A 13,665-nucleotide genomic window follows, 5' to 3' on the forward strand; every position below is an offset into this window, starting at 1 on the left:
GCATTTACCTTTTTGGCAAATGCGCTAATGACTAATTATAACCATGCTCACCATAAGGCTTTAGTGTCTCAAGCCATTTTTGCTCCAGCTTTTCGAGCTCTTTTTTTTCATCGAAATAGCCTTCTTCTTTTTTCTTTAAATACTCAACGATTTCCACCTCAAAAGCTTCTTGACCATATAAATTGTAATCTGCCTGAAGCACCTTGTTCGTATGTGTATTGGTTTTGAGCATAAACTGAAAACCATTTAAACGCTTCAAATTATTAAAGCTACCGACAAATACTTTATTTGTTTGTGTATTCGTCATTGTAAAAACGCCCGCTTCAATTTTCATGTCCTTATACATTTCTTTTAACTCTTTTTTATGATCCATTTTTATTAACCTACTTTCTTATTTTTTTACCCAATAGGCACTGCCATCTGCTTTCCGGTCAAGAAAACCGTATTCAATTAAGTAACGACGTATGTGAACATAGTCTTCATACATCGGTTTAATCACTTCATTTAATTCTTTTTCAGTATAATGCTTTTCTTGGTCAAAAAGATTTGCAATTGCACGTAGCACTACAATTTTCTGTTTTTCGCGCTTTGGAAAGCGAACCAGTTCCTTGCCAACACCGTTTGGAAATAGCTTCTCTAATAATTGCTGTTCTTCCGTGAGGGTAACGTTATAGCGATCGTCGACCATAGTAGCTGTTTTATGAATAGGCACAAATGGTTCCTCCTTCTGATCTTGTTCTTTTAGTAACTCCATCATCACCATCAATGTTTTGGCTTGGCGTTCCTTTTCTTTTAAAGCAAAACGGTGATGGCGAATCGTGGTGGCACTGCCAATCTCTAATTCTTCTTTTATCTCCTGATCTGATTTTCCCTCATAAAATAAGCGTAAAATATGACTTTGATGTTCTGTTAAGCCTGTCATTTTTTTATTGAGACCGTTTAAATAATGAAAAACAGAATGGTGAGCCAATGTAATATGGTGTCGCATCATTTTCTCTGCTTCATATAATAAGCCCTCTTGAGGATAAATAATGCCTTTTTCTACTTTTTCACCGCATAGTAGGCACGTGAAGTGTGTCGCTTGATCGATATATCCCTTTTTTAGATCATCGATAGGAGCTTGCCAAAATAATTCATTTACATCCATTGCAATCCCTCCTTGATAAAACAAACGAATTATAAATTTGTTTGTTATTTAATATTTAAAATAACAAAATGTTTGTATTAAAGCAATAAAAAACACATCGTATTCTAAACGATGTGTAAAAAGGTTGGCTCATATTTAGTTATATTTTCTCTTAAATAAGATCATAGATGCTAGAGAAAGAACTACAATTGTACAGACAATCACAATTAGACTTGTTGTGGAGCTAAGTATATGTCCATTTAGTTCATAAACAATGCCATAATTCATTTTATAATCTTCCACATAAGAAACGGGCACACCATCAAAAACATTTGCAATAGAGCTCTCCATAAATGCATTGCGTAATAATAGTGTTGTATGGCTAATTGGAAAGTACATGATTATATGTTGTGCAAAGCTTGGTAGAGCTCCAAGAGGTACATAAACACCACATAAAAATCCAAGTAATGTACCAACAATTGTGCCGAGTGTTGAGAAAGCATTTTGGGTCGAAACAAATAACGAAAGAAATAAATTAAAAACACTCGCAAGCAAGACAGATAAAAACAGTATGCTCAATACCTGAATAAAATCCCCAAAACTTAGAAGCTTACCTCCCGTTGTGACAATAAAGATTTCACAGCCAAGGAGCGCAATAAAGGAAAAAATACAGCCGATAATAAATGCATTGAGCACATAGCTCAACTGAATAGTTGCACGAGAAAGGGGAGCTGTTAAAAAGTCGGCTTGTACTTTGGATTCTTGGTCTTTAACAGCGATACCATAGGCACCAAGTGTAGTCGAAACAGCAATCATGGACAGTAAACCTGCTACTAGCCACTCATTGACCATGGTGATCAATTCAGGTGTAGCTTCTGTTAGTTGTTCAATGGCATCTACCTGCATTTTTTGGAGAAAGACAGCGTACAACACAATGACAATAATGACTGACAGTAGGGAGAAGAACACCTGTGTTTTATCCCGTCTAAATATTTTGTTATTACGCAGAACTAGACTAATTAATGCTTCCACTACGCAACCTCCTCCTCTGCCATAATATGAAGAAAGACATCATCCATTGATCCTTTAATGACTTCGAAGGAGGCGATAAGTGGCTCAGCTTTTTTTAAAAGGGGAAGTGCTTGTAAGGTAGACGTTAAACGGATGGTGTATATCCCTTGATTCTCTGTGTAGGAGATCGCATTTTCCTCAAGAAACTTCACACCCTCCTGTGCATTTTGAAAAACGAGAGCCATTGAATCATAGGCATATTTTGTTTTTAGTGCATCGGGCGTTCCCTGTGCGACAATTTTACCTTGCTTTAAGACAGTGACTTGGTGAGCGACTGCCGCTTCCTCCATATAATGGGTCGTTAAAAAAACAGTCATATTGGTTTCCCGTTGTAGCTGCTTAATCGCCTGCCAAACAAATTGACGTGTTTGTGGATCTAAACCCGTTGTAGGTTCATCCAGAAATAAAATACTTGGACGATGAATCAGTGCACGAGCAATATCTGCTCGCCTTTTTTGTCCCCCTGATAATGTTCCATATTTTTTCATTTCAATATCCTCTAAATGCAAATAGGTGGAAACAAATTGATAGTTATCGGTAAGCTGTGCTTTCGATAAACCATATGTTTTACCTCGATGGAGGATATTTTCACGTACAGTTAATCGCTCATCTAATAGACTTTGCTGGAAAACGACACCAATAGATTTACGGATATCCCCATTACCATTGCTTGCGTCGAGTGTGAAACCATTAATAGTTACTTGACCACTCGATTTTTTTAGTAAAGTACAAAGTATTTCAATCGTTGTAGATTTACCTGCACCGTTTTCACCTAAAAAAGCGAATAGGGTGCCTTGTTCGACTGTAAAAGAAATACCTTTGACAGCTTGCTGTTCTCCATACTGTTTACATAAATTTTCAACTTTTATCGCAAACGTCATAAGTGGTTAATCCCTTCTCTTTTGAATTTCTTTATTGATTTTTTCAATATCATTTAATTGAAGAACATATAGAATACACCAAACAAACAAGTAAATAATGGCTTCAGCAATAAGTACATACCATACACCTGAATCAAACCAACTACCAAAATAGCCTGCGGTTAGTACACATGCTGTCACCGCTACTAAATGGAGAAGAAGCTGAACTGTAAAAGGCAATTGCTCCATATCAAAAATGACGGATAGCAAACCAATGGCAATGCCAAGGATGGCCGCGATAACAATTTGCTCCAATAATTCTGTTCCTGAGGCCACCGCATTATTTGATAGGACGCTAAGTGTCACTAAGACATAAGAGGAGCTAAGGGAAATGAGTAGACCGATAATCATCATGCGTAAATACTTCATGCTATGAATCCCTCCCAATACCTAAGTGTCTCTTTAATTCTTTTAAATATTTTCGGCTGACATGAATGGCTACGTCATTTTCAAGTAATAGCTGTGTAGTGCCGATTTTGCCCATTTGAATAGAGGATATTTTATGGATATTGACGAGTGTAGACTTACTCACGCGTACAAAATCTTTGGCTAGCTGAGCCTCAAGCTCATATAATTTTCGCTTGGACTCAAACTCTTGCTCATCTGTCTGTAAAAATACTTTGGCATCCTCTGCGTAAATGGAATAAATATCGGAAATTTTTAAGAGATGAATTTCTTGTTGGTCATACCCATCTAGCATCGTAGTTTGGGATGCTTGAAGCTGTCTCATCAATCTTTCAATTTGCTCATTATATTCCTTGGCATGAATATGAACCTCAGTTTCCTCGAGCTCATGATTGATGGTTAAATGAATTTTCATAGGAGGCCTCCTTTAAAAACGCTGAATCAGGTATTACTAATGTAGCATAGAAAATTTTAGCAAGGATAAATTGTTCGATAAGAGGTTTTATTTGTTGGATAACAGGTTCTTTTTCAACGATAGCAAACAGCTCAAAAGTCGGTCCAGTAGAAAAAGCGGTTTATAAAGGTCATAATAGGCTTATCGAGTTGAAGGGGCTGCTACCATGTTTATTTTTGATAAGCATATGTTCATCACATTATGCATTGGTTTAATAGGTGCTGTAGTTTTTCAATTTTTCCATATACCGATGCCTTGGCTGTTAGGAGCGATTACAGCGGTGCTCATCGTGCAGCTATCCACCAACGTCCAATTAAAATGGCATCATTCTTTCCGCAATTTTGGTTTAGTCGTAGCAGGTTATTCTATCGGCTATGCCTTTACACCAGAAGCTGTACAGGACATCAAGCTTTTTTTAGGAAGCATGGTCGTGTTAAATATCATATTTATTTTGTTGTTTTTTGCGGTAAGTTTCCTTGTTGCCAAGCGGACAGATTTAGATTTTGCGACTGCCTTAACGTGTTGTGTTCCTGGGGGCATGTCGCAGGTTGTGGCATTTGCGGAAGAGCAACAAGAGATGGATATGGTGGTCATCACATTCTTTCAAATCCTTCGCGTTCTTTTAATCGTTGGCTTTGTTCCTTTAATGGTGGCAGGGGCAGGTGGCAATAGTTCTATGATTGATGGAACATACACATGGAACCTTGTTGGCATACTTGTGGTATGTGGTGGCGCAGGGTGGCTAGCACAAAAGCTAAAAATTCCAACAGGCTATATGCTAGGCCCAGTGTTTTTACTAATGGGCGTTAATATGGCAGGGATAGAAGTGCCAAAATTACCATTATCGCTTCTGCATATTGCCCAACTCATGCTAGGAATTTATATTGGATTATTATTGAAAAAAGAGGATTTACATTTATCGAAGAAGCATATCTTTTATGCGTTTGTTTCGGCGGGCATTTTTATTGGGGCAGCCTATGGTTTAACATTTGTGATGGCAGCGTTGTACAGCCTTGATTTTAGGACAAGCTTTTTAAGTATTGTTCCTGGTGGTCTTGATCAAATGGGGATTATTGCCGCTTCGGTCCATGCAAATGTCACGATTGTCACGGCCTTTCAGCTTTTTCGTGTACTAGTTGTCTCGATTTTTCTGGTGCCTGTGGTAAAAGTATTTGTAAGAAAAGTGAAAACATGATGGGGCTATGAATCAACCTCTCATGTTTTTCTTTGTGCGAATTTCGCTCAAATAGAACTTTTGAATAATGATAAATGAACGTTAAATTTTCCCTTTCCAAATAATCCGAATAATGTTATGATAGCCATAACTACTATGAACGGAGGTGAGAAGGAATGAATAAAAACGCTACGAAAACATGTGTAAAAGTGGATACGGCTATGTATTTTGCACGTGTGATTACTTTCGATTTTGCGAACAACGGGATAGGTCTGTCCATTTTTAAGCAAAATCAAATAACAAACGTAGCGAATTAACCATTCTTTTTCACACATTTAATTGAGAAGAGGACTGCTTGTTAATGAGCAGTCTTTTTTGTGTTCTAAAGATGTTTTCGCACGTTTCATTGGAGGAAAAAACGATGCAAATGAAAGCTGAACAAATTCAAAAAATTATGGGTGGCAATATATTATTCGAGAACCTACAGCTAGAGGTAAATAGTGGTGAACATGTGGCGATTGTTGGTGTAAATGGCAGTGGAAAAACGACTTTATTACAACTGCTTGCAGGGGTAGAGATACCTGACAAGGGACGAATAATTAAAAGTAAAGAAGCGACGATTGGCTATTTACATCAGATTCCACATTATCCACTCCATGCTGTGAAAGAAGTGCTGGAGGAAGCATTTGCGGATATTTATGCAATAAAGGCAAAAATGACAGCACTTGAGCAAGAGATGCAGTCGACGGTCACGGATAAAATATTACTGCAATATGGGCAATTGCAGGAGCAATTTATGCTATTAGGGGGCTATGAAGTAGATGCACAGCTAGCAATGATTGCAAATGGACTAGGTATTTCAGATATGCTAGAGCAGCCATTTAGTAGTTTAAGTGGTGGTGAAAAAACAAAGGTTATGCTTGGACAAATTTTATTGAAAAAGCCCTCTATTTTGTTATTGGATGAACCAACGAACCATCTGGATATGCAAGCTATTGAGTGGCTTGAACATTATGTGCGAAACTTTGAGGGGATTGTCATTGTCGTATCCCATGATCGTCAATTCATGAATCAAGTAGCCCAGAAGATTATTGAAATTGAGGATGGAGAGGCTTTTACGTATAACGGCCATTATGATGTCTTTATAGCACAAAAAGAAGCAAAAATTGAACAACAGTTTGCAAACTATGAAGAGCAGCAAAAGAAAATTAAAAAGATGCAAGAAACGATAAAACGATTAAAGCAGTGGGCGAATGAGGCGAATCCACCAAACGCCTCGATGCATCGACGTGCAAAAAGTATGGAAAAAGCATTAGCACGTATCGAGCGAGTAAAGAAGCCCCTCACTAAAAAGAAAATGAATTTAGCGTTAACGATGGCTGAACGCAGTGGTAAAGAGGTCGTGCTTTTGCAAGCCATTGATCATGGCTTTGATAAGCCTTTATTGAAGGAAAGCAATCTAGCTATTTATTTTGGCGAAAGATTAGCGATTGTTGGGAGCAATGGTAGTGGAAAATCAACATTATTAAAAATGATGTTAGGGGAAATCATTCCTAATCAGGGAGTGTGTCAGATTGGAAGTAATGTGAAATTTGGATACCTTTCCCAACAATTTGAACATCAAAATCCTGCTATTCGATTAATTGATGCCTTTCGTGAAAGTGTCGCCGTGTCAGAGGCGGAAGCTCGCCATATACTCGCACGATTTTTGTTCTATGGCTATGATGTCTTTAAAAAAGTGAAGGACTTAAGTGGTGGAGAAAAAATGCGTCTTCGTTTAGCACAATTAATGCATGAGGATATCAATGTCTTAATCTTAGATGAGCCAACGAATCATTTAGATATTGAAGCAAGAGAAGTATTGGAAGAGACACTAGAATCCTTTGAAGGCACGATTATTGGGGTGTCACATGACCGCTATTTCTTACAGAAAATTTTTACGAAAACGGCGTGGATTGAAAACCAGACTATTCAAGTTTTTGAGGGAGATTATGAGTGGGCTAGAGAAAAGCGACAGGAACTTGCAATGAAAATGGTTGAAAAACAACCAGTAAATAAAACGCAGCCACCTAAAAAAGAATTACCGATTGAACAGCAAATTGAAAAAATAGAGACAAAACTACAACAACCATCGCTTGCTAAAGAACAACGGCTGAAGCTTGAACTTCAATTAGAAAATTTATATGAAAGATGGTTAGAAGGGGGCACAGAGCATGTTTAATTTAGAACGCATTATGCAGCTTGATATAGAGTATGTGAAGAGTTTCAGTGAAGTGGAGGTTTGTAAGGAGGGGGTCTTATTTTACAATCAGGCTATCCCAACCTATTACGATGCAAATCATGCACAGATTTGGAGAAAGATTGAACAACCTGATTTATTTTTACAAGACATCAAAGATTTCTACCAATCAAAATCTCTGATCCCGCGTATTTATTTATATAATCTAGAACAAAATCAGCTATGTATAGAGGCATTAGAGATGCATGGCTTTCAATATGAGCATTTTGTTAATGAAATTCAGTACTGGAACGGTGAATATGCGATACTTCCATCTAATCCTGCCATTCAAATTGAGCGTGTAACGGATGCAAATATGGAGGAAGCATTAGCAGTAGAAATGAGCATTTCTGCATTTGGGGAGCCTTCATTAATAAAAAAGGCATTTGAACAAACCTATCATTCTTCACATTTTACGTATTATCTACTAAGAATAGATGGGGTGGCGTGCTGCTCAGCAAATATTTTTGTGTCAGAAAATCAAGGTAGGATTGAAAGTGTTGCAACAACTGAAAGCTATCGTGGTCGTGGTTTAATCGGCTATATGCTGCAGCATATCCAACAGCAATCAGTCAAGCTGGGATTGGACGATCTTTGGATATTACCGATCAGTGAACAGGTTGCCAAAGTCTATGAGAAGGCGAATTTTAAATCGATGGGCTCCATTGCATCGATTCATGCGTTTACTGAAGGAAAGAGCATTCAAGATATCCGCCAACAGGCTTAAATAGCTACACATAAAAATCGCCAAATTCCTGTAGTGCTTACAAGGAATTTGGCGATTTTTTAGAACTGTACTTGTCAATTTTGATTACAGGTTGTTTTAATGAAGGGATGCTTTAAAATATAATCAGCAAAAATTATTTCCTGCTCCTGTAGAACGATAGCTGCTCATTACGACATCGAATTCCTCAGGCCTCAGTTAACAGCATTGTTTTTATCCATTGTCTGATATGAATTTGCGAGATGCAACCATACACGGGTTAGTGGAGCAGGTGGAAAGGTGTTAAAGGATAAGTAGGAATAAATGAAAACTAGTAAAATCCTGAATAGTATCGACTATTCGGGATTTTTGTTTTATTGTTAAAAAGAAGGATTTTCAATTATTAAAAGTTTTTTACTTGAAAAAATGTTGTATTCGATTTATTGTCTTTAGAGATACTTGTTTAATGGACTTGGAGGATATGAAATGCACGGAATTTATATACGCTATAATGTCTCAGATGAAACCCAAGCAGCACAATGGCCCAAAAAAATGGATGCATTTGCGTATGTTCAACGAGAAAAACCACAACAAGACAATGATAACTTGCTGTCAAAAGAAGAGCTAAAAAACCATGCCATTCGCTATATTAAAAGCTTGAAAGACAATGCAAGTGTCCATTTAGTAGAGCAGCGCAACGGTGAAATTGAACATTTTGATCGACGCTACATGGAGTCATTAAAGTTAAAGGAAAGCATCGATTCCCAACTTATTAATCTAGAAGAAATACGCTTATTATTGCAATTAATGAATGTCTTGAATTTATCCCATGCTTTTGGAGAAAATGCTGGCAAGCTACTTCGTCAAATAACGCCATATGCCAAAGAGGTAGAACATCCAACATTCCAAACAACACGCGTTGAGCGCCATTTTTATTCGGAGCTAATTGAACAAATTGAAATGGTTTACGCACGAATTATGCGTCAGCACAACCCATCGACAACGGAAATGCAGCAATCAGAAAAGCTCTGGACAACTGTCTGTGAGCAAGCAATAGAAAAAGTAGAAGCACGAATCGAACGTTTATCATCTATTAAATTAAAGCATGAGAAAAATTTACTAGAGTTTAGTCACTTAAAACAGCAAAATATCGAAGCGAAGGAACGCTTAGATCTAGCTGTCCATGAACTGGATGCCATTTTAAATGTATTAGAATCATAAGAAAAGCATGTCTCTGTCAAAATCAGAGACATGCTTTTTATGTTGTCGTCGGATAGAGGGACAAAAGTGACGGTAAGCAGTGCGAAAGTGGTGGATAGCTTCGTAAGATTGACGGATAGCTGTGCTTTACTTCGCTTTCTCCTCTGTTTGATCCCGCTTAGTTTGGCGTGAAAGGCGGATTAAATCCAATCCAAGAAGCACAACAATGATATAGAATAGAGGACTTGTGAACGATAGGCCAATTTGTGATTGACCGCCAAGTAATGTTAAAACAATCCATAATCCAACTGTATACAATGTTAATCCGATATAAGCCTTTTTTGATAATCTTTTATATCTACCCTTGTCAAAGGCTAGCTGAATGATGACAAGCCCAACTAATATAAGCAATATTATTTTTTTAGTCAGCATCGCAGCAATAGCTGTATCAGGGAAGAAATCATTAACGAATAATAACGTGAAAAATACTAGAATTATAAAATTTAAGATTGTCGAAAGCTTCATGCCATTTCTCCTTAGTTGTCAGAATACTTTTCTATTGTAACATGGTTCTAATGAAAGCAAAAAATAATACTTTAAAGAAGAGTTTGAAAAATTTTGAAACTTTTCCTGAGGTACATCCGTATAGTAGGTAATATGATGAAAAGGGGTGAGCAACTTGACGCTATTTGGCTATTCACTCGAGCAGATCTTTTTGGTGGTTTTGATTTTCGCTGGCCTTGCCACAGTATTGGTTATGTTTTTTGGTGATGCAGTCGAAGGTATTGGGGAAGGACTACCCATTTTTAATCCGAGTGTCATTCTATCTTTCATTACGTTGATGTCAGCAGCAGGTTTTATTTTAGAAAAACTAGCCTGGTTCTCTAGCGTTTGGAACATCATTGCTGCATGTATCATCGGTGCTATTTTAAGTTCCATCTTTTATTTATTTGTTCTCGTTCCGCTACGTTCCGCTGATGTTTCTTTAGCTTATACAGAGGAATCGCTAGGCGGGCAATTAGGAAGAGTTATTGTGCCAATTCCAGTAGATGGTTTTGGCGAGGTTGTTATCGAAACGACAAGTGGCATGATTTCAAAACGCGCAACGGGCTATGATAATGAAGCCATTGACTATGATGAAACCGTACTTGTTGTGGATGTGAAGGACGGAACACTTTTTGTTAGAACGTACGAGAAAAAATTTGTTTAAAGGAGAGATATGTCTATGTCAACCGATATCTTAATTGTTTTAGGAATTGTAGCATTTGTATTAATTGCCCTAGTCGGCTTATATGTGACAAAGTATCGTACGGCGGGTCCTGATGAAGCACTGATTGTGACAGGTAGCTATCTCGGCTCTAAAAATGTACATAAGGATGAGTCGGGGAATCGCATTAAAATCATTCGTGGGGGCGGTACATTTGTATTCCCTATTTTCCAACAAGCACAGCCGTTAAGCTTACTTTCTAGTAAACTAGAAGTGACAACGCCTGAGGTGTATACAGAGCAAGGTGTTCCTGTTATGGCAGATGGTACAGCCATTATTAAAATTGGCGGTTCCATTTCAGAAATTGCGACAGCAGCAGAGCAGTTTTTAGGCAAGCAAAAAGCAGAGCGCGAAGGGGAAGCACGTGAAGTATTAGAAGGTCATTTACGTTCCATTTTAGGATCTATGACGGTTGAAGAAATCTACAAAAACCGCGATAAATTCTCACAGGAAGTTCAACGTGTTGCTTCACAAGATTTAGCAAAGATGGGTCTTGTCATTGTATCCTTCACGATCAAGGATGTACGAGATAAAAATGGCTATTTAGACTCACTAGGGAAACCGAGAATCGCACAGGTAAAGCGAGATGCTGATATTGCGACAGCAGATGCAGAAAAAGAAACACGTATTAAACGTGCAGAAGCGTCTAAGGAAGCACAAAAGGCAGAACTAGAGCGTGCGACGGAAATTGCAGAAGCAGAAAAAGAAAATCAATTAAAAGTAGCTGAGTTCCGACGTGAGCAGGATATTGCCAAAGCGCGTGCTGACCAAGCGTATGAGCTTGAAACTGCTCGTGCTAAGCAGGAAGTAACGGAGCAAGAAATGCAAATTCGCATTATCGAGCGTCAAAAGCAAATTGAATTAGAAGAAAAAGAGATTTTACGTAGAGAAAAGCAATATGACTCTGAGGTTAAAAAGAAAGCAGATGCAGATCGCTATGCAGTGGAGCAAAATGCTGCAGCTGAAAAAATGCGTGAGCTTGCACAGGCTGATGCGGAAAAATATCGTATTGAATCATTAGCAAAAGCAGAGGCAGAGAAAATTCGTTTGGATGGTCTTGCCAAAGCTGATGCAGAGCGAGCACAAGGGGAGACGGAGGCTGATATCATTCGTCTACGTGGTCTGGCTGAAGCTGAAGCTAAACGTAAGATTGCCGAAGCCTTTGAATACTATGGTCAAGCAGCTGTACTGGATATGGTTGTACGCATGATGCCAGAGTATGCAAAAGAGCTTGCAAGTCCACTTGGCAATATCGATAAGATTACAGTGGTCGATACTGGTGGTGGAGAGGGAAGTGGTGCGAATAAGGTTACATCTTACGCAACCAATTTAATGTCTACACTTCAAGAAACATTAAAAGAAACTTCTGGTCTCGATGTAAAAGAGCTGATCGAGAGCTATGCTGGGAAGCACACATTGCGTCCAGAATTAGAGCAGATTGCTTTAGGACTTGAAAAAAAGCAAGCACCTGAAGAAACGAAAGAAGCGGTAGAACAATCCTAACAAAAAACGACCTGATGATCTCATCAGGTCGTTTTTTTATAGTTGTTGCTGCCATTCACTTACAAGCATGCCATAAATAACGTGATTTACATAATGATCGTAGAGCCATTCTGCAGCTCGAATGGTTCCTTCTTGCATGAATCCAAGACGTTCTGGGATTGCGCGACTTTTGTGATTGGCTTCAGCAACACGAATTTCAACTTTATGAAGCTTCAATGTTTCAAAGGCATATTGCAATAAAGCTTTTACCGTTTTCGTCATGATGCCATGTCCTTGTGCTCCTTCGCTCAACCAATAGCCAATAGTGCCGATTTTATTGCTCGGGTTAATCGCGTTAAAGCCTGCAATGCCAACAATTTCATTTTTAAAGAGAATGACTAGGAAGAGGCTACTGTTCGCTTCATGGCCCTTAATACAGCCCTCAATATAGGCTTTTGTATCCGCCAGTTCTTTTGTGAAATCTAGCCATGGTAGCCATTCTTTCAGATATTCCCTCGAGGCATCCGTTAATGCAAAAACCTTCTCTGCATCTTCAGGTGCGATCATCCGTAAAGCTAAATCTTGGTTTATGGTAATTTGCATTATTGTTCACCTCATTATTATTTTAACGCATTGTGCATAAAGCCTTTCATTTCTCGGCTAAGTAAAGTTAATTCTTCTATAATTTCGCTGAAATCCTGTACGAGCTGTGCTTGCTCATTTGTTGCATCATTGATTTGTCCCATATTTTGCTTTAGATTATCTAGATTTCTATTGATATTCCGTAATGATGATTCTATATTTTCGGTAGCACTAGACGTCTCAAAGGACAGTTTTCGAACTTCCTGTGCCACAATATTAAAGCCAGCGCCGTGCTGTCCAGCACGTGCAGCCTCGATGGATGCGTTTAAACCTAGTAAATTAGTTTGGCGAGATATACTTTTAATTAAATCTGTCACGGCATTTGTTTTTTCAGAGTCCTCTAGGGCATGCTGTGCCTGCTTATTAATTTCCTCACTAGTGGCTGCTAATTCCTCAGAATGGGAAGCGATTGTATGTACTTTATCCTGTAGACTGTTGACGATCTTATCCATCGTAGCCATATAATCTTCAAGTTTGAGCTCATTATCTATTGGTAAGCCAAAAGCTAATGCACCTACTACTTGACCATTTTCACGAATGGGGAATGAAAAAGCATTGATTGCTACACCGTAAACATCCTCTGGTATCACCACATCTGCATTTTGTCCATTAAAGGCGATGAAAACATTTTGGTCATTGGCGTTAACTTTTTGTCCATCATGGTAGCCGGAATCCACACGTTTACCTGCTAAGTATTTAACGACTGTTTCATTTTCCTTTTCAACAACAGCCACAATGGCTTCTTGTTTTAATGCTAGATGAATATAAGGTGTTGCGAGGGCTAAAGCTTCAATAATTTTCATAAAAATTCCTCCAAGTCTCGTCAATGAAAATGGTTGTGTCATCTGTCTTCATTGTGACAATGGTTCTAGATGATTACTTTTACTGTAGCACAATATTTGCCAAGTCAAAATAGCTATTTATTTTTTATTAAAAGACGTTT

At 38.2% G+C, this 13,665-nt stretch carries 16 protein-coding genes; 7 read left to right on the forward strand and 9 right to left on the reverse strand.

The window, feature by feature from the left end; translation table 11 throughout:
- Window positions 1-31: 31 nt before the first annotated feature.
- From BFM98_RS12940 to BFM98_RS12965, 6 genes are all read right to left on the reverse strand, one after another.
- A complete protein-coding gene (locus tag BFM98_RS12940) occupies window positions 32-373 on the reverse strand; it encodes a GIY-YIG nuclease family protein (protein ID WP_066037594.1) in 342 nt (113 codons plus the stop codon).
- Window positions 374-391: 18 nt separating this feature from the next.
- Window positions 392-1,147 (reverse strand): DUF2087 domain-containing protein, encoded by a 756-nt coding sequence (locus tag BFM98_RS12945; RefSeq protein WP_066037595.1) that lies wholly within the window; start codon window positions 1,145-1,147, stop codon window positions 392-394.
- A 135-nt stretch (window positions 1,148-1,282) separates the two neighbouring features.
- Window positions 1,283-2,158, reverse strand: a complete 876-nt coding sequence (locus BFM98_RS12950; protein WP_066037596.1) for an ABC transporter permease — start codon at window positions 2,156-2,158, stop codon at window positions 1,283-1,285.
- Window positions 2,158-3,078, reverse strand: coding sequence for an ABC transporter ATP-binding protein (locus BFM98_RS12955; protein WP_066037597.1), 921 nt, complete (start codon window positions 3,076-3,078; stop codon window positions 2,158-2,160). Before BFM98_RS12955 ends, BFM98_RS12950 begins: the two co-directional genes overlap by 1 nt.
- Before the next feature lie 6 nt (window positions 3,079-3,084).
- A complete protein-coding gene (locus BFM98_RS12960) occupies window positions 3,085-3,486 on the reverse strand; it encodes a DUF3021 domain-containing protein (RefSeq protein WP_066037598.1) in 402 nt (133 codons plus the stop codon).
- 1 nt (window position 3,487) lies between these two features.
- Window positions 3,488-3,937 carry a LytTR family DNA-binding domain-containing protein gene (locus BFM98_RS12965; protein WP_048389715.1) on the reverse strand — a complete coding sequence of 150 codons (450 nt, stop codon included), beginning with the start codon at window positions 3,935-3,937 and terminating at the stop codon, window positions 3,488-3,490.
- Window positions 3,938-4,142: 205 nt separating this feature from the next.
- On the opposite strand from BFM98_RS12965, the gene BFM98_RS12970 reads away from it, so the two are divergent.
- The 5 genes from BFM98_RS12970 (at window position 4,143) to BFM98_RS12985 (ending at window position 9,352) form a co-directional block, all read left to right on the forward strand.
- Window positions 4,143-5,171 (forward strand): AbrB family transcriptional regulator, encoded by a 1,029-nt coding sequence (locus tag BFM98_RS12970; RefSeq protein WP_048389717.1) that lies wholly within the window; start codon window positions 4,143-4,145, stop codon window positions 5,169-5,171.
- A 155-nt stretch (window positions 5,172-5,326) separates the two neighbouring features.
- Window positions 5,327-5,467 carry an RAxF-45 family protein gene (locus BFM98_RS24005; RefSeq protein ID WP_004232534.1) on the forward strand — a complete coding sequence of 47 codons (141 nt, stop codon included), beginning with the start codon at window positions 5,327-5,329 and terminating at the stop codon, window positions 5,465-5,467.
- A 104-nt stretch (window positions 5,468-5,571) separates the two neighbouring features.
- Window positions 5,572-7,371, forward strand: a complete 1,800-nt coding sequence (gene abc-f / locus BFM98_RS12975; RefSeq protein WP_066037599.1) for a ribosomal protection-like ABC-F family protein — start codon at window positions 5,572-5,574, stop codon at window positions 7,369-7,371.
- Window positions 7,364-8,155, forward strand: a complete 792-nt coding sequence (locus BFM98_RS12980; protein ID WP_066037600.1) for a GNAT family N-acetyltransferase — start codon at window positions 7,364-7,366, stop codon at window positions 8,153-8,155. The genes abc-f and BFM98_RS12980 overlap by 8 nt, the downstream gene beginning before the upstream one ends.
- 462 nt (window positions 8,156-8,617) lie before the next feature.
- Complete coding sequence (locus BFM98_RS12985; protein ID WP_048389726.1) at window positions 8,618-9,352, forward strand: hypothetical protein; 735 nt, start codon at window positions 8,618-8,620, stop codon at window positions 9,350-9,352.
- A 126-nt stretch (window positions 9,353-9,478) separates the two neighbouring features.
- Here the strand turns inward: BFM98_RS12985 and BFM98_RS12990 are convergent, their stop codons facing one another.
- Window positions 9,479-9,856: a hypothetical protein gene (locus BFM98_RS12990; RefSeq protein WP_066037601.1), complete on the reverse strand. Its 378-nt coding sequence runs from the start codon at window positions 9,854-9,856 to the stop codon at window positions 9,479-9,481.
- Between the two features lie 154 nt (window positions 9,857-10,010).
- Here BFM98_RS12990 and BFM98_RS12995 point away from each other — a divergent pair, with 154 nt between their 5' ends.
- Together BFM98_RS12995 and BFM98_RS13000 are read left to right on the forward strand one after the other, a co-directional pair.
- Window positions 10,011-10,541, forward strand: a complete 531-nt coding sequence (locus BFM98_RS12995; protein WP_004232545.1) for an NfeD family membrane protein — start codon at window positions 10,011-10,013, stop codon at window positions 10,539-10,541.
- Window positions 10,542-10,556: 15 nt separating this feature from the next.
- Window positions 10,557-12,101 (forward strand): flotillin lipid rafts scaffold protein FloT, encoded by a 1,545-nt coding sequence (locus BFM98_RS13000; protein WP_004232547.1) that lies wholly within the window; start codon window positions 10,557-10,559, stop codon window positions 12,099-12,101.
- 36 nt (window positions 12,102-12,137) lie between these two features.
- Here the strand turns inward: BFM98_RS13000 and BFM98_RS13005 are convergent, their stop codons facing one another.
- Window positions 12,138-12,683 (reverse strand): GNAT family N-acetyltransferase, encoded by a 546-nt coding sequence (locus BFM98_RS13005; protein WP_066037602.1) that lies wholly within the window; start codon window positions 12,681-12,683, stop codon window positions 12,138-12,140.
- 17 nt (window positions 12,684-12,700) lie between these two features.
- Window positions 12,701-13,525 (reverse strand): methyl-accepting chemotaxis protein, encoded by an 825-nt coding sequence (locus BFM98_RS13010; RefSeq protein ID WP_048389774.1) that lies wholly within the window; start codon window positions 13,523-13,525, stop codon window positions 12,701-12,703.
- Between the last annotated feature and the right edge of the window lie 140 nt (window positions 13,526-13,665).

It is taken from the genome of Lysinibacillus sp. AR18-8, from assembly GCF_001705465.1.
Taxonomy (GTDB): Bacteria; Bacillota; Bacilli; order Bacillales_A; family Planococcaceae; genus Lysinibacillus; species Lysinibacillus capsici.